Annotated in this window: 3 protein-coding genes (1 of these 3 running past the window's edge); all 3 read left to right on the top strand. The window is 63.7% G+C overall.

The window, feature by feature from the left end:
- Tightly spaced (each overlapping or abutting the next), the 3 genes in view from F2P67_RS10215 to F2P67_RS10205 form a layout consistent with a single transcriptional unit that may run on beyond the window.
- Positions 1 to 1,365, top strand: partial view of a non-ribosomal peptide synthetase gene (locus F2P67_RS10215; RefSeq protein WP_166219942.1) — the end only. Its footprint begins 11,046 nt before the window's first position; 1,365 of the gene's 12,411 nt are visible here — the last part of the coding sequence; its start codon lies off the left edge, out of view; the stop codon is at positions 1,363 to 1,365.
- Positions 1,365 to 14,912: a non-ribosomal peptide synthase/polyketide synthase gene (locus F2P67_RS10210; protein WP_166219940.1), complete on the top strand. Its 13,548-nt coding sequence runs from the start codon at positions 1,365 to 1,367 to the stop codon at positions 14,910 to 14,912. Before F2P67_RS10215 ends, F2P67_RS10210 begins: the two co-directional genes overlap by 1 nt.
- The gene (locus F2P67_RS10205) at positions 14,909 to 18,139 is read left to right on the top strand and encodes a non-ribosomal peptide synthetase (RefSeq protein WP_166219938.1); all 3,231 of its coding nucleotides are present in this window, start codon (positions 14,909 to 14,911) and stop codon (positions 18,137 to 18,139) included. Before F2P67_RS10210 ends, F2P67_RS10205 begins: the two co-directional genes overlap by 4 nt.

Genomic DNA, 18,139 nt, shown 5'->3' with positions numbered 1-18,139 from the left:
TACGTGATCTACACCTCCGGTTCCACCGGCAAGCCGAAAGGCGTGGCGATTGCCCACCGCAACGTCATGGCGCTGATCGACTGGTCGGCCAAGGTCTACCGCCGCGAAGACATTCAAGGCGTGCTGGCCTCGACTTCGGTGTGCTTCGACCTGTCGGTGTGGGAGCTGTTTGTGACCCTGGCCAACGGCGGCTCGCTGATCATCGCCCGCAACGCGCTGGAACTGCCGCAACTGCCGGCCCGCGATCAGGTGCGCCTGATCAACACCGTGCCGTCGGCGATCAACGCGTTGCAGCGCGCCGGGCAGATTCCGCCGGGTGTGCGGATCATCAACCTGGCGGGCGAACCGCTCAAGCAAGGGTTGGTGGACGCGCTTTATCAGCAGTCGACGGTCGAGCATGTCTACGACCTGTACGGCCCGTCGGAAGACACCACTTACTCGACCTGGACCCGCCGCACCGACGGTGGTCAGCCGCGTATTGGTCGTGCGCTGGATCACTCCGCCAGCCACTTGCTCGATGCCGATCTGCAAGCGGTGCCGCAGGGCGTGTCGGCCGAGCTGTACCTGTCCGGTGCCGGCGTAACGCGCGGTTATCTGGGCAAAGCGGCGATGACCGCCGAGAAGTTCGTGCCCAATCCGTTCGCCCGCAACGGCGAGCGTCTCTACCGCACCGGCGACCTGATTCGTCAGCGCGAGGACGGGGCGCTTGAATACATGGGCCGGATCGACCACCAGGTGAAAATCCGTGGTTTCCGTATCGAACTGGGCGAAATCGAAGCGCGGCTGCTGGCGCAACCGGGTATCAGCGAGGCGGCCGTGCTGGCCGTCGAGGCCGAGGGCGGCGCGCAACTGGTGGCCTACGTGGTCGCTGCGCAACTGGACGTGTACGACGGTGAAGCGCAGCGCCAACTGCGCGACGGACTAAAGACTGGCCTCAAGTCTTCGTTACCTGACTACATGATTCCCGCGCACCTGCTGTTCCTTGAGCAGTTGCCCCTGACCCCCAACGGCAAGCTCGACCGCAAGGCGCTGCCCGCGGTGGATGCCAGCCAGATGCAGGCCGCGTATGTCGCGCCGCAATCGGAGCTTGAGCAACAGGTCGCGGCAATCTGGCAGCAAGTGCTTACCGTGGAACGCATCGGTCTGAACGATCACTTCTTCGAACTCGGCGGGCACTCGCTGCTGGCGGTCAATGTCGTGTCGCGCATCGCCCTGGAACTGGGCCTGACGCTGACGCCGCAACTGCTATTCCAGCACCCCGTCCTGAGCGACTTTGTCGCTCGACTCGATACAGGAGGCGGGGCAATCAACGAACAGAAACTGAACAAGCTGGAAGCCCTGCTTGACGATATGGAGGAGTTCTGATGGACACGAGTGTTGCTTTGAGGATTGCCAAGCGCTTTATCACTCTGCCGCTGGACAAACGTAAGCTCTACCTGGAAAAGATGCTCGAAGAGGGCGTCTCGCCGGCCAACCTGCCGATTCCGGAAACTCGCTCAAGCTTCGAGGCGATACCGCTGTCCTACGCCCAGGAACGCCAGTTGTTCCTGTGGCAGATGGATCCGCACAGCACCGCGTATCACATTCCCAGCGCGCTGCGTTTGAAGGGGCGGCTGGATGTCGCGGCGCTGGAGCGCAGTTTCAACGCGGTGGTCGCCCGCCACGAAAGCCTGCGCACCACGTTCGTCGAGCAGGGTGAAACCTTCTGCCAGAAGGTTCACGCGCAGATGCCGTTGAGCATCACGGTCGAGACGCTGGCGTCCGGTCAGGATGCCGACGCTGCGATCAAGGCTTTCGTCGAGAACGAAACCGCGCGCCCGTTCAATCTGCAACAGGGCCCGTTGCTGCGGGTGTCGTTGCTCAAGGTCGGCGAAGACGACCACGTGCTGGCGCTGATCCAGCACCACATCATCTCCGATGGCTGGTCGATGCAAGTGCTGGTCGGCGAGTTGATCAAGCATTACGCCGCCGACACCGGCGGCCAGTCCCTGAGCCTGCCGCCGCTGGAAGTGCAATACGCCGACTACGCGATCTGGCAGCGTCACTGGCTGGAGGCCGGCGAGCGTGAGCGGCAGCTGAAATACTGGATCGACACCCTCGGCGGCGAACAGCCGGTGCTGGAGTTACCGATCGATCACCCGCGCCCGGCGGTGCAAAGCTTCCGTGGTGCGCGCCTCGATCTGAACCTGCCGACGGCGCTGGGCGATGCCCTCAAGCAACTGGCGCAGCGCGAAGGCGCGAGTCTGTTCATGGTGCTGCTGGCGTCGTTCCAGGCGTTGCTGCACCGCTACAGCGGCCAGTCGCAGATTCGTGTCGGCGTGCCGACCGCCAACCGTAACCGGGTGGAAACCGAAGGCCTGATCGGCTTCTTCGTCAACACCCAGGTGCTGAGCGCAGACGTTCACGGGCAACTGCCGTTCAATCAATTGCTGGCCCAGGTCAAGCAATCGGCGATGGCCGCCCAGGCCCATCAGGATCTGCCGTTCGAGCAACTTATCGAAGCCCTGCAACCGGAACGCAGCCTGAGCCACAGCCCGGTGTTTCAGGTGATGTACAACCACCAGGCGGTCAACGACCAGACTCAGCGTCAGAGCCAGGTGCAACTGCCGCAACTGAGCGTCGAGGATATCGTCTGGGAGGGCCGCACCGCGCAGTTCGACCTGACCCTCGGCACCTACGAATCCAGCGAAGGCGTGGCGGCGGAACTGACTTACGCCACCGACCTGTTCAAACCGCAAACCATCGAGCGTCTGGCACGCCATTGGCTGAACCTGCTGCACGGCATTGTTGCCGCGCCGAACCAGCGTGTCGGCGAACTGCCGCTGCTGGCAACCAACGAACATCAAGTGTTGTTGCAGGACTGGAAACGCGTGGTCGATCACGCCGCGCCGGCGCCATGCGTGCAGCAACGCATCGCCTTGCAGGCCGAGAAAACGCCTGACGCCACCGCGCTGATCATCGGCGAAGACCAGCTGACTTACGGCCAGTTGAATGCGCGCGCCAACCAGCTCGCGCACAAGCTGATCGAACTGGGCGTCGGCCCGGATCGACTGGTCGGCATCGCGGTCGAGCGCAGCGTGGAAATGATCGTCGGCCTGCTGGCGATCCTCAAGGCCGGCGGCGCTTATGTACCGCTGGACCCGGCGTATCCGGAAGATCGTCTGGCCTACATGATCGAGGACAGCGGCATCGAATTGCTGCTGACCCAGTCGCACTTGCAGGCGCTGCTGCCGATCCCGGCCGGCCTTGCCACGGTGTTGCTGGATCAACCGCAGGAATGGCTGGCGGCGTACCCGACCACCGTGCCTGAAGTGGCAGTGAGCGGCGAGCATCTGGCCTATACGATTTACACCTCAGGCTCGACCGGCAAGCCTAAAGGCGTGATGGTCCGTCACGCAGCCCTGAGCAACTTCGTCGCGAGCATGGTCGAGCAACCTGGCATCGCGGCGGCGGATCGCATGCTGTCGCTGACCACGTTCTCGTTCGACATTTTCGGCCTGGAAATCTACGGCCCGCTGTTGGCCGGCGCCGCCGTGGTGCTGACTGGCAAGGACGTGCATCAGGATCCGCAAGCGGTGCTCGACCTGATCGCCCGCCACGGCGTGACCATGCTGCAAGCCACGCCTTCGACCTGGCGCATGCTGCTGGACAACGAACACGCCGCGATTCTCGAAGGCCGCACCTTCCTCTGTGGCGGTGAAGCGCTGCCCCAGGAACTGGCGCAACGCATGCTGGCGCGCTCGCCGAAGGTCTGGAATCTCTACGGCCCGACCGAAACCACGATCTGGTCGGCGCTGCATCCGCTGAGCGTGGACAACAGCCGTCCATTCCTCGGCAAACCGATCGACAACACCGCGCTGTACATCCTCGGCAGTGATCTGGAACTCAATCCGCTCGGCGCGCCGGGCGAGCTGCTGATCGGTGGCGATGGCCTGGCGCGGGGTTATTTCCAGCGTCCTGCGCTGACCGCCGAACGCTTTGTGCCGGATCCGTTCTCGACCAGCGGCGAGCGTCTGTATCGCACCGGCGACCTGACCCGTTACCGCGCCGAAGGCGTAATCGAATACATCGGGCGGATCGACCATCAGGTGAAAATCCGTGGTTTCCGTATCGAGCTGGGCGAAATCGAAGCGCGCCTGCTGGCGCTCGACAGCGTGCGCGAAACCGTGGTCGTCGCTCAGGATGGCCCGACCGGCCCGCAACTGGTGGGCTACGTGGTGCCGGCGTCCGGCGAAGCGCTGGATGCTGATGGCGAAGCCGCGTTCCGTGCTGCACTGAAGGCCAGCCTCAAGGCTGAATTGCCGGAGTACATGGTGCCGGCGCATTTGCTGTTCCTCGCGCAACTGCCGCTGACCCCCAACGGCAAAGTCGACCGCAAGGCCTTGCCGGCGCCGGACGCCAGCCAGTTGCAATCGACTTACATTGCGCCGCAGACCGCCACCCAGCACACCGTCGCCGAAATCTGGCAAGCGGTGTTGAAACTGGAGCAGGTAGGGCTGGGCGACAACTTCTTCGAACTCGGCGGCCATTCGTTGCTGGTGACCCAGGTCGTCTCGCGAGTGCGTCAGGCGCTCAACGTGCAGGTGCCGCTGCGCACTTTGTTCGAACACAGCACGCTGGTGGATTTCGTCGCCGCTCTCGGCGTCGAGCAAGCACAGCAGGAGCCGCCGATTGTGGCGTTGCCGCGTCTGCAACCGCTGACGCTGTCCTACGCTCAGGAACGTCAATGGTTCCTCTGGCAACTGGAGCCGACCAGCACCGCTTACCACGTGCCAGCCGCACTGCGCCTGCGCGGCGAACTGGACTTGCCGGCGTTGCAGCGCAGCTTCGATGCGCTGATCGCCCGCCACGAATCCCTGCGCACCTGCTTTGTCGAAGAGCAGAGCCAGACCCTGCAAGTGATTCAGGCTCAGGCATCGCTGGACATCACCGTCGAAGCTATCGACCGCGACCTGGACGACTCCGTGCTGCAAGCTCTGGTCGCTGCCGAAACCCGGCACCTGTTCGATTTGCAGAAAGGCCCGCTGCTGCGGGTCAAACTGCTGCGCCTGGCGGCCGATGACCACGCGCTGATCATCACCTTGCACCACATCGTCTCCGATGGCTGGTCGATGGGCGTGATGGTCAACGAGCTGGTGGCGTTGTATGCCGCGCACAGCGAAGGCAAGACCGCGCGGTTGCCGGCGTTGCCGGTGCAGTACGCCGACTACGCCGTGTGGCAGCGCCAGTGGATGGACGCCGGTGAACGCGAGCGTCAACTGAGTTACTGGACCGCGCAACTGGGCGACGGCGACCAGCCGTTGCTGGAGCTGCCGACCGACCGTCCGCGTCCGCCGGAGCAAAGTTACCGGGGCGCGCGTCAGGACATCCCGCTGAGCGCCGAACTGGCCGCCGGCCTGAAGCAGGTCGCACAACGGGAAAACGTCACTCTGTTCGCGCTGCTGCTGGCGTCGTTCCAGACCCTGCTGCATCGCTACAGCGGTCAGGCCGACATTCGCGTCGGCGTGCCGGTGGCCAACCGTAACCGGGTCGAGACCGAAGGCCTGATCGGCTTCTTCGTCAACACTCAAGTGCTGAAGGCCGAGTTCGACAGCCAGCAGACTTTCCGCAGCCTGTTGCAGCAAGTGAAAAACACCGTGCTCGGTGCTCAGGCCCATCAAGACCTGCCGTTCGAGCAACTGGTCGATGCGCTGCAACCGGAACGCAGCCTGAGTCACAGCCCGCTGTTCCAGGTGCTGCACAACCACCAGAGCCAGGCCCGTCAGGCCGAAGGCGCGATGCGTCTGTCGAAGATCGAGATCGAAGGCCTGAGCTGGGTCTCGCACACCGCGCAGTTCGACCTGACCCTCGACACGTTCGAATCGGCGGACAACGTCTGGGCCGAACTGACTTACGCCACCGACCTGTTCGACGCGGAGACCATGGAACGTCTGGCGCAGCACTGGACCAATCTGCTGCACGGCATCGTCGCCGATTGCGCCCAGCGCATCGCCGAGCTGCCGCTGCACGAGGAAGCCGAGCGTGAGGCCACGCTGTTGCAATGGAACCCGGCCGTGGCCGATTTCCCGAGCGAGGCGTGCCTGCATCAATTGATCGAAGCCCAGGCTGCGCGTGCGCCGCACGCGGTGGCCGTGACCTATGGCGAACAGAGCCTGAACTACTTTGAGCTCAACAGCCGCGCCAACCAGTTGGCCCACAAGCTGATTGCCAGTGGTGTCGGGCCGGACGTACGCGTCGGTCTGGCGGTGGAGCGCAGCCTGGAAATGCTCGTCGGGCTGCTGGCGATTCTCAAGGCCGGCGGTGCCTATGTGCCGCTGGATCCGACGTATCCGGAAGATCGCCTGGCCTACATGATCGGCGACAGCGGCATTGGCTTGCTGTTGACCCAGAGTCATCTGCTCGGTCGTCTACCGGTGCCGGACTCGGTGCGCAGCGTGATGCTCGATCAGGAACGCGACGGCCTCGAAGGCTACAGCGACGCCAACCCGCAGGTACGCATGAGCCCGGACAACCTGGCTTACGTGATCTACACCTCCGGTTCTACCGGCCAGCCAAAAGGCACCTTGCTCGCCCATCACAACGTACTGCGCCTGTTCAAGGCCACCGATGCCTGGTTCGATTTCGGTCCGCAGGATGTCTGGAGCCTGTTCCATTCCTACGCGTTCGACTTCTCGGTCTGGGAAATCTTCGGGGCGCTGCTGTACGGCGGCAAACTGGTGGTGGTTCCATACGAGACCAGCCGTTCGCCGGAAGATTTCTACGCCTTGCTGTGCCGTGAAGGGATCACCGTCCTCAACCAGACGCCGTCGGCGTTCAAGCAACTGATGCAAGTGGCGTGCGCCCCGGAACACGCGGCGGCGCAACCGTCCCTGCGTTACGTGGTGTTCGGCGGCGAGGCGCTGGAGGTCAAGAGCCTGCGCCAATGGTTCGAGCGTTTCGGTGATCAGACGCCGCAACTGATCAACATGTACGGCATCACCGAAACCACGGTTCACGTGACCTACCGGCCGATCTCACTGGCCGATCTGCAACGCGATGCCAGTAGCCCGATCGGCGAGCCGATTGCGGACTTGTCCTGGTACTTGCTCGACGGCGACCTGAACCCGGTGGCCAAAGGTTGCATCGGCGAGCTGTACGTCGGTCGCGCCGGTCTGGCCCGGGGGTATCTGAACCGTCCTGACCTGACCACGCTGCGCTTCATTCCCGATCCTTTTGCTGCCGATGGCGGTCGTCTGTACCGCACCGGTGACCTGGCGCGTTATCGCGCCGACGGCGTGATCGAATACATCGGCCGGATCGACCATCAGGTGAAGATTCGCGGCTTCCGCATCGAACTCGGCGAGATCGAAGCGCAGTTGCTCGAACAGGCCGCCGTGCGCCAGGCCGTGGTACTGGCGCAGCCGGGTCTGAGCGGTCAGCAACTGGTGGCGTACCTGGTGCCGAGCGAGGCTGCATTGCTCGACGCCGACTCAGCCGAGCAAGCCAAGTGGCGCGACGTTGTGCGGGCCGCGCTCAAGGAAAACCTGCCGGATCACATGATCCCGGCGCACTTGCTGTTGCTCGAACAATTGCCACTGACCGCCAACGGCAAACTCAACCGCAGCGCCTTGCCGTCGCCGGATGCGAGTCAGGCGCAGCAGGCTTATCAGGCACCGCAAAGCGAACTGGAACAGCGTCTGGCCGAGATCTGGCAGGACGTGCTGAAGCTGCCGCAGGTCGGTCTGAACGACAACTTCTTCGAGCTGGGCGGCGATTCGATCATCTCGATTCAAGTGGTCAGCCGCGCCCGTCAGGCCGGTATCCGTCTGAACCCCAAAGACCTGTTCCAGCACCAGACCGTGCAACGTCTGGCGTTGGTTGCGCAGATCGGCGACAGCGAGTCGACCATCGATCAGCAACCGGTCACCGGCCCGGCGTTGCTGCTGCCGATCCAGCAGCAGTTCTTCGAGGACGAAATCCCCGAGCGTCATCACTGGAACCAGTCGGTGCTGCTCAAGCCGCGTCAGCCGCTGGCGGTGGAAAAGGTCGAGCAAGCGTTGCGCGCGCTGGTCATCCATCACGATGCCTTGCGCCTGAGTTTCAGCCAGCAGGGCAGCGTCTGGCAGGCCGAACACCTGTCGGTCGATGCGTTGCCGCAAGACCTGCTCTGGCAGGAAACCATTGCCGACATCGCGGATCTCGAAGCCTTGGGCAACCGCGCCCAGCGCAGCCTCGACCTGCAAAACGGCCCGCTGCTGCGGGCGGTGCTGGCGAATCTGGCCGACGGCAGTCAACGCCTGTTGCTGGTGATCCATCACCTGGCGGTGGACGGCGTTTCGTGGCGGATTCTGCTGGAAGACCTGCAAACCGCGTATCAGCAAGCCACCAGCGGTCAGGCCCTGAGCCTGCCGGCCAAGACCAGTGCCTTCAAGGACTGGAGCGAACACTTGCAGCGCTACGCCAACAGCCCGGCGTTGCAGGAAGAACTGGCGTACTGGCAGGCGTGCCTGAGCGATGTCAGCATCGATCTGCCGTGCAAGCGTCTCGACGCCGGCCAGCAGAATCGTCTGGCGCAAACCGTGCAGACTAGCCTCAGTGCGGAGCTGACCCGGCAGCTGTTGCAAGAAGCCCCGGCGGCCTATCGCACCCAGGTCAACGACCTGCTGCTGACCGCGCTGGCCCGAGTGATCGGGCGCTGGAGCGGGCAGCCGTCGACCCTGATTCAACTGGAAGGTCATGGTCGCGAAGAGCTGTTCGACGGCGTCGACCTGACCCGTACCGTGGGCTGGTTCACCAGCCTGTTCCCGGTGCGTCTGACCCCGGCCGAAGGCGCGGGCGATTCGATCAAGCGGATCAAGGAACAGCTGCGCTCGATCCCGAACAAGGGCATCGGTTTCGGTGCGCTGCGTCATCTTGGTGATGCCGAGGCGCAAAGCAGCCTGAAGGCATTGCCGACCCCGCGCATCACCTTCAACTACCTCGGTCAGTTCGACGGCAGTTTCGAAGCCGATGACGGCGCACTGTTCGCGCCGGCCCCGGACAATGCCGGCATGGAGCAAAGCCCGGATGCGCCGCTGGGCAACTGGCTGACCCTCAACGGTCAGGTGTATGGCGGCGAATTGAGCGTCGGCTGGACCTTCAGCGAAGAACGTTTCGACAGCGCCACCATTGAAGCGCTGGCCCGCGATTACGCCGATGAACTCGCCGCACTGATTGACCACTGCCTGACGCCGGGCGTGGAAGGCCTGACCCCGTCGGACTTCCCGCTGGCGGGTCTGAGCCAGGCTCAGCTCGACGGTTTGCCGACTGCGCCGCGTCTGATCGAAGACATTTATCCACTGTCGCCGATGCAGCAGGGCATGTTGTTCCACACCCTCTACGCGCAGCAGTCGGGCGATTACATCAATCAGATGTGCGTCGCCGTGGACGGTTTGCAGGTCGAGCGTTTCCGCGAGGCCTGGCAGGCGGCGATGGACAGCCATGACGTGCTGCGCAGCGGGTTTGTCTGGGAAGGTGATCTGCCCCATGCGTTGCAAGTGGTGCACAAGGGATTGCAGGTGCCGTTCAGCGTGCTCGACTGGCGTGAGCGCAGCGATCTGGAACAGGCTCTGAGCGAACTGGAGCGTGCGCAGCGTCAGCAAGGTTTTGATCTGCACGCGGCTCCGTTGCTGCGGTTGGTGGTGGTGCGGGTGGCGGCCGAGCGCTTCCATCTGATTTACACCTCGCACCACATTCTGATGGACGGCTGGAGCAACTCGCAGTTGCTCGGCGAAGTCCTGCAGCGCTACCACGGCCAGGCGCCGGTGAGCGGTGCCGGGCGTTATCGCGATTACATTCAGTGGCTGGCGCAGCAGGACGCGCAGGTCACGGAGCACTTCTGGAAGGGCCAGTTGGCCGATTTCGACATGCCGACCTATCTGGCCGATGCGGTGCCGCACGGCACGGACAGCTCGGTGGCAGGCCAGGGCGAGCACCTGCTCACGCTCGACAGTCGCGCGACTGCTGAACTCAACCGTTTTGCCCGCGTGCAAAAGGTCACGGTCAACACCTTGGTTCAGGCCGCGTGGCTGTTGCTGCTGCAGCGCTACACCGGGCAGGACACGGTGGCGTTCGGTGCCACGGTGTCGGGGCGTCCGGCGCAGTTGAGCGGCGTCGAAGGCCAGATCGGTCTGTTCATCAACACCCTGCCGATCATCGCCAGCCCCCGTGCCGAACAGCCGTTGTCGCACTGGCTGCAACAGGTGCAGGCGCAGAATCTGTTGCTGCGCGAGCAGGAACACACGCCGCTGTTCGACATTCAGCGCTGGGCCGGGCAGAGCGGGGAGGCGTTGTTCGACAACATTCTGGTGTTCGAGAACTACCCGATTGCCGAAGCCTTGCAGCAAGCCGCATCGGATGACCTGCGCTTCGGCGAGGTCGACCGCTATGAGCAGACCAACTATCCGCTGACGTTGATGGTCAACCTCGACCAGCAACTGACCGTGCATTTCAGCTATCAGCGCACAAGCTTCGCCGCCGAGACCGTGGTCAAACTGGCCGCGCAGTTGCAACAGCTTCTGACGCGCCTCGACCTCAGCGCCGAAGGCTGCCTGGGCGAATGGAACCTGCTGGAAGCGGCGGACGAGCAACGGATCGTGCATGACTGGAATCCGGTCGAGGCCAACCCCCTCGAAGCGCTGTGCATTCACCAGGCCATCGAGCGTCAGGTGGCTGCCCAGCCGGACGCGCGGGCGGTGACCTTCGGTCATCAGTCGTTCACTTATGCCGACATCGACACCCGGGCCAATCGCCTGGCTCATCGTTTGATCGACTGTGGGGTCGGCCCGGAAGTGCGGGTCGGCGTGGCCATGCAGCGCTCCGATCAACTGTTGGTGGCGCTGTTGGCGGTGCTAAAGGCCGGCGGCACCTACGTGCCACTGGACCCTGATTACCCGGCGGATCGGGTCGCTTACATGCTCGAAGACAGCCGCGCCCGGGTGCTGCTGACTGAAACCGAGGTGGCTGCGATTCTGACGGTCGGTGGCGATACGCAAGTGTTGCTTCTGGATCAACTCGACCTGTCGGCCAACAGCGCAATTGCGCCGGTCACGGACGTGTGCGCGGACAATCTCGCTTACGTGATCTACACCTCCGGTTCTACCGGCAAGCCGAAGGGCGTTTCGATCACCCACAGCAACGTGATGGCGCTGAGCGACTGGTCGAAGAACACCTACAGTCGCGATGACATTCAAGGCGTGCTGGCTTCGACGTCGGTGTGCTTCGATCTGTCGGTGTGGGAGCTGTTTGTCACACTGGCCAATGGCGGCTCGCTGATCATCGCCCGCAACGCCCTTGAACTGCCGCAGCTGCCCGCCCGGGATCAGGTGCGCCTGATCAATACCGTGCCGTCGGCGATCAATGCCTTGCAGGACGCCGGCGACATTCCGGCGGGCGTGCGGCTGATCAACCTGTGCGGCGAAGCGCTGAAGCAGAATCTGGTGGACTTGCTTTACAAACAGGCGAGCATCGAAGACGTCATCGACCTGTACGGGCCGTCGGAAGACACCGTTTATTCCACCTGGACCCGTCGTGAAGCGGGTGGCACGGCCAACATCGGCCGGGCGATGGCGCGCACCGCGAGTTACGTGCTGGGCGGCGATCTGCAACCGGCGCCACTGGGCGTGTCGGCCGAGCTTTACCTGGCCGGTGCCGGTCTCAGCCGAGGCTATCTGGGTCGGGCGGCGATGACCGCCGAGAAGTTTGTACCCAACCCGTTCGCCGGCCATGGCGAGCGCATGTACCGCACCGGCGACCTGACCCGTTATCAGGCCGACGGCACCTTGCAGTACGTCGGGCGTATCGACCATCAGGTGAAGGTGCGCGGTTTCCGTATCGAGCTGGGTGAAATCGAAGCCCGTCTGTTGCAGATCGAGCGTGTCAGCCAGGCACTCGTGGTCGCGCAACCGATCGCTTCCAGCCATCAACTGGTGGCGTACGTGGTGATGGACGACGCGGCCGTGGCGAACGCCGATGCCGCCGCGCAAACCTTGCTGCGCGAAGACTTGAAGACGCAGCTCAAGGCAAACCTGCCGGACTACATGATCCCGGCGCACCTGTTGTTCCTCGCCAGCCTGCCGCTGACGCCGAACGGCAAGATTGATCGCAAGGCCTTGCCGGGCGTCGAGAGCGTGGTTTCGGCCGGGGACTTCGTGGCGCCGGTCGGTGAGCTGGAACAGCAGATCGCAGTGATCTGGCAGAACGTGCTGGAGCTCGATCAGGTAAGCCGCGAAGACCACTTCTTCGAGCTGGGCGGGCATTCGTTGCTGGCCACGCAGGCGGTGTCGCGTTTGCGCCAGTTGACTACCGGCACGCTGGGTCTGCGGGATCTGTTCAACCATCCGCGCCTCAAGGATCTGGCGGCGTGGATGCGTCAGGCCCAGGCACCGACGGCTACCGTCGCTGGCAGCCAGGCCTTGCCGCTCAAGGCCTTTGGCGCCAAGTCGACGGCACCGTTGTCGCTGGTGCAGCGCCGCTTGTGGGTCGCCGAGCAGTTGTCCGGCGGCAGCTCGGCGTACGGCATGCCGCTGGCCTTGCGCTTGCGCGGCGAGCTGTCGACCGAGCGGTTCATCAGCAGCTTCGCCGAAGTGGTGCGCCGTCATGAGGTGCTGCGTACCGCGTATTCCCAGGACGATGAAGGTGATCCGATCGCCTTGATCGCCGAGCAGGTCGGCGTCGATTTCCCGGTGATCGATCTGTCCGGTCTGTCGCGCATTGCTCAGGAAGAGCAGGTAGCACAGGCGGTGCTGGACAACGCGCACACGCCGATTGATCTGGAGCAGGCGCCGCTGTGGCGCGGGCGCATCCTGCACCTGTCGGCGACCGAGCATGTGCTGCTGTTCTCGATGCATCACATCATCTCCGACGGCTGGTCGATGGGCGTGCTGGTCAACGAGCTGGTGCAGATCTACGAGCTGAGCAAGGCTGGCGACAACACGCCGTTGCCGGCGCTGGAAGTGCAGTACTCCGACTTCGCCCTGTGGCAACAGGAACTGGAGCGCGCAGGCGTTCTCGGGCAGCAGGCGGCTTACTGGAAAGAGGTGCTCGGCGGTTACAGCGGGCAGCTCGACCTGCCACTGGACAAGCCGCGCGGGGCGGTGGCGTCGTACGACGGCGATGCGGTGCAGTTCCGTCTGCCGGCGGATCTGAGTCAGGGCTTGCGCAAGGTCTCCACTAACGCCGGGGTGACGCTGTACAGCACGCTGCTGGCGTCGTTCCAGGTGCTGTTGCATCGGTTCAGCGGTGGCAACGATGTGCTGGTCGGCGCGGATGTCGCCGGGCGTGAACAGCCGGAACTGGAGCGTCTGATCGGCTTCTTCGTCAACGTGTTGCCGCTGCGTTCGCGCTTCGAGGCGCACAGCGCGTTCTCGAATTTCCTCGCCCGTACTCAGGACAACCTGCTCGGGGCGCTGGAGCATCAGGACCTGCCGCTGGACATGATCGTCGAAAGCTGTGGCGTGCCGCGTCACAAGGGCATGAACCCGCTGGTGCAGGTGTTGTTCGTGATGAACAACCTGCCGGGGCGCACCCAATCGATGGGGGGCTTGAGCGTTGAACCGCTGGCGGCGTTGCAGACCCATTCTAAATTCGACATGGCATTGTTCGTTGACGAAGAAGAAGGGCAATTGCTGGGTAATTGGCAATTCGCCACAACCTTGTTCGGACACGAGCGCATTCAGTACCTGGTGCAGGCCTGGATAGCCCTGTTGGAACAGATCGTCGCTGATCAGGACATTCAATTGGGAGCTATCAGCATGCCAGTCGACAATTTAGCAGTGGCCGCCAAACCCGCTGCGCCCGGACCCAAGGCCGACAAACTGGGCAAGTTCCTCAAGCGCGGCGCCGCCCCGGTGGCCAAGGTTCGTCCGGCACCGATCCGCGAGTCGCTGATCGCCGCTCCACAGCCATTCCCGCTGTTGATGGAGCCGAACGAGCCGCAACTGGACTTGATCGAGTGGATCAAGAACAACCGGCCGCTGATCGAAGAAAAACTCGCCACCCACGCCGGCATCCTGTTCCGCGGGTTTGAACTCGACGGCATTCAGGGTTTCGAGGCGTTCGCCGAAGCGATTCAACCGGGCCTGTACGGCCAGTACGGCGACCTGCCGAAGAAGGAGGGCGGCAAGAACACCTACCGCTCCACGCCGTACCCGGAACGCAAGATGATCCTGTTCCACAACGAGAGTTCGCATCAGGATCGCTGGCCGCGCAAGCAGATGTTCTATTGCGAAGTGGCGGCGCCGATTGGCGGTGCGACGCCGGTGGTGGATTGCCGTTTGATGTACGAAAAACTGCCGGCCGATCTGCGCGACAAGTTCGAGTCCAAGGGCTTGCTGTACGTGCGCACCTTCACCGACAACCTCGATGTGTCGTGGCAGCATTTCTTCAAGACTGAAGACCGCGCTGAAGTCGAAGCCCGCTGCCGCGCTGGCGGTATCGAGTGGCGCTGGCTCGACAACAACGAACTGCAAACCCGCACACCGGGGCCGGCGATCATTCGTCACCCGATCACGGGCGCCAAGTCGTTCTTCAATCAGGTGCAGTTGCACCACATCTACTGGCTGGAGCCGGATGTGCGTGAAGACCTGTTGTCGATGTTCGGCCCCGAGCGCATGCCGCGGCACGTGTACTACGGCGACGGCACCCCGATCGAAGACGAGGTGATGCAGCGCATCGGCGATCTGTACGAAGAGTGCGCGGTGCGGTTCGACTGGCAGAAGGGCGACGCGATTCTGCTCGATAACATGCTGGTGGCTCACGCTCGGGATCCGTTCGAAGGCCCACGAAAAATCGTTGTGGCGATGGGCGACATGTACGACCACAGCAGTCTTGAACGTGCGCCGGCCGCCGGGCAAACCGCCCCGGGCACAGTGAGCACCGAGGAAACCGGAGCATGAACGAGGTCATGATGGACACGCAGGAAAGCGGATTCGCCCTGACGCCCGAGCAACAGGCGCTGCTGGAGCAACTGTCGAACACGGCGACCTGCGGTGCGGCCTTGCGCTGGTTGAGTGTGACCCTGGAGGGCGACCTCGATCCGCAACGCTTGCAGGCCGCTTTCGATACGCTGCTGGCGCAACAGCCGATGTTGCTGGCGCAATTGAGCAAGGTCGCCGGTTTCCATGGCTTGCGCCAGAGCGCGATTCCGGCCAGCCGTTTTCCGCTGACGATTCAGGCAACCGAGCAGGGTGCCGAAGAAATCCAGGCGCAGATCGACGAGTCGATGAGTCGCGCCTTTGTGGTCGGCGAATCGGCGGGTTTCCAGGCAATGCTCTATCGACTGGCGCCGCAGCAATGGCAGTGCCTGATCGGTATCGCTCGCCACAGCGCCGATGCGCAATCGCTGAATCTACTGCTGGAGCAGGTGCAGCAAGCCTTCGCCGGTACTGAGTCTGCCGAAGATGAGGCACCGGGCGAGTTCAGCCAGTACCTGGAATGGCGCAGTGAAGTGGTGCTCGACGAGGATGCGACCACGGCGCGGACTTATTGGCAGCAACAGCTGCAAGGTGCTCAGGTCGACATCGCCACGCCGTGGCTGGCCACCCGCAGCGCCGGCCAGGCAACGGCTGCTGCCGACAAGCGCCTGTCACTGACGTTGCAACCGGCGCAACGCGCAGGCTTGCAGGCTCTTGCCGAGCAACTCGGCCTGTCTGTCGCCACGCTGTTGCAAGGTGCGTGGTGGGTGTTGCTGGGCCGCATAAGCGGGCTTGAGCAGGCACTGGTCGGTGTACGCCATGACAGCCGCAGCGACTATGAATACTTCGCTAGCGCCGTGGGCGTTTTCGAGAAAACCTTGCCGCTGTCCGTATCGTTGCCGGCCGGCGCGGCATTCAGCGACTGGCTGCTTGAACTGGCGGCGCGTCTCGAAGAACATCGCACCTGGCAGGAATACTGGACCCCGGATCTGGCGCCGGATGCAGCGCGCCCGGCCTACGGCTTTACCCTCGGCCAGGCCGGTCGCAGCGGTAACAGCGGCGGTTTGCGCTGGACGGTGTCGGATACCTTGCCGGTGCAGCCGGATGCCTTTGAATGCTTGTTGCAGGTGCAACTGGACAACGCACAGCAACCGGCGGCGGTGGAACTGCGGTACGCGAGTTCGCGTTATTCGCCGGCAGCAGCGACCGTGGTGCTGGATCAGTTCAGCGTTCTGCTGGATTCTATCCTGGCCGCCCCGAACACCCCGCTGGCGCAGCTCAACCTGCTCGGTCATGCCGAAAAGCAGCGTTTGCTGGCCATCAATCCGTCAGTGCAGCCATTGGCCGACAACCGTTATCTGCCGCAGCGGATCGCCGAGCTGATGCTGAGCACCCCGGATGCGATTGCCCTGACCGATGCCGGGCAGTCATTGAGCTACGGCCAGTTACAAGCCCGCGTGGACAGCGTCGCGCAAGGTCTCAAGGCACAGGGGCTGGGCGAAGGCTCGATCGTTGCGCTGGCACTGCCGCGTTCGGCGGATCTGGTGATCGCCATGCTGGCGAGCTGGCGCATCGGTGCGGCCTATCTGCCGCTGGATGTGCAATGGCCGCCGGTACGTCAGGCCTTGATGCTGGAGCAGGCCGGCGCCGCACTGCTGCTGACCGACGCCGCGCATCTGCCGGCCTGGCTGGGGCAGCCGTATAAGGCGTTGACTCTGCTTGACGTCGGCCAGTCGGCCGCACCGTTGCCGGCGCTCGCCACCCAAGGCCAGGACATTGCGTATGTGCTGTTTACCTCCGGCTCCACCGGCGTGCCGAAAGGCGTGGTGATCGAGCATCGGCAACTGCTGAACTACACGGCTCAGGCCAGCCAGGCGCTGGGGCTTGAGCAGTGCCGCAACGTCGGTTTCAGTTCGACGGTGGCGGCGGATCTAGGCAACACCGCGTTGTTCGGGGCGTTGTTCAACGGGGCCACTCTGCACGTTGCCAGCGATGAGCAGATGCAGGATGGGGCATTGTTCGCCGAGTACCTGCAACAACAGCAGATCGATTGCCTGAAGATCGTGCCGTCACACCTCGCCGCGCTCCTCGACAGCGAGCGGGCAACCCTGCCGCGCACGCTGGTGCTGGGCGGCGAGCCGATTGCTGCGACGCTGATCGAGCGCATTGCGCGGCTGCGCAGCGACTGCCGCGTGTTCAACCACTACGGTCCAACCGAAGCGACGGTCGGGGTCATGATTCATCCGCTGGATCTGCACGGTGCGGCCGGCGATTGTTCGGCGTTGACTCAGGTGCTGGGCAACAACCAGGTTTACGTGCTGGACGCGCAGTTACGTCTGGCACCGGTCGGTGTGCTGGGCGAGTTGTACCTGGGCGGGGCGCAGTTGTGCCGTGGCTACCTGAATGCCGAAGCTGATGAGCAGACGTTCATTCAAAGCCCGTTTGATCCGGCGCAGCGTCTGTATCGCAGCGGCGACCTGGCGCGCTATCGCGTGGACGGCGGCATTCAGTTGCAAGGTCGGCGCGATCAGCAGGTCAAGGTGCGTGGATTCCGCATTGAACTGGCGGAGATCGAAGCCGAGCTGCTGCGTCTGCCGCCGGTGGCGGAAGCGCTGGTGCTGCCGGCCGCGTCGGCCGAGCAGGGATTGCTGGCCTTTGTCGTTGCACATCAGGGCCAGTCGGCGGGGTTGCTGGACGCTGCACGCGCCGAACTGAGCGCACGTCTGCCCGGCGTGATGGTGCCGCAGCATCTGCAACTGATCGACCGTTTCCCACGGTTGGCCAACGGCAAGATCGATCGCAAGGCATTGCAGCAACAGGCGGGCAGGGCGGCGGATGACGAGGGCGTCGCACCGCGTGATGCACTCGAGCAATTGCTGGCCTCGCGCATGGCGCAGTTGCTCGGGCTCGAACGCCTGGGTGTTGATCGCGATTTCTTTGCCGCCGGTGGCCATTCGTTGCTGGTGATCAAGCTGGTGGCGGGGATTCGCAAGTTGTTGCAGTGCGAAGTTCATCCGGGACTGGTCTTCGATCATCCGACCGTGGCGTCGTTGGCCCTGGCGTTGCGAGGGGTGGAAAGCAGCCCAGGCCAGTTGGAGAAAATCGCCCAGGTACGTCTGCGCATGGACGCGATGAGCCCCGAGGAAAAGGCCCGACTGGCCGAGCAGGCGCGGCAGCTGCAAGCCGCGAAAGCTGCACAAGGCAGCTGA

It is taken from the genome of Pseudomonas atagonensis (assembly GCF_011369485.1).
In the GTDB taxonomy this organism is placed as follows: domain Bacteria; phylum Pseudomonadota; class Gammaproteobacteria; order Pseudomonadales; family Pseudomonadaceae; genus Aquipseudomonas; species Aquipseudomonas atagonensis.
Note: the sequence above shows the minus strand (reverse complement) of the source record. Positions and strands in the feature narration are given on the sequence as shown.

Excerpts from the sequence above, each read along its gene's own strand:
- F2P67_RS10205 (WP_166219938.1), top strand. The coding sequence starts at position 14,909 with ATGAACGAGGTCATGATGGACACGCAGGAAAGCGGATTCGCCCTGACG.
- F2P67_RS10210 (WP_166219940.1), top strand. The coding sequence starts at position 1,365 with ATGGACACGAGTGTTGCTTTGAGGATTGCCAAGCGCTTTATCACTCTG.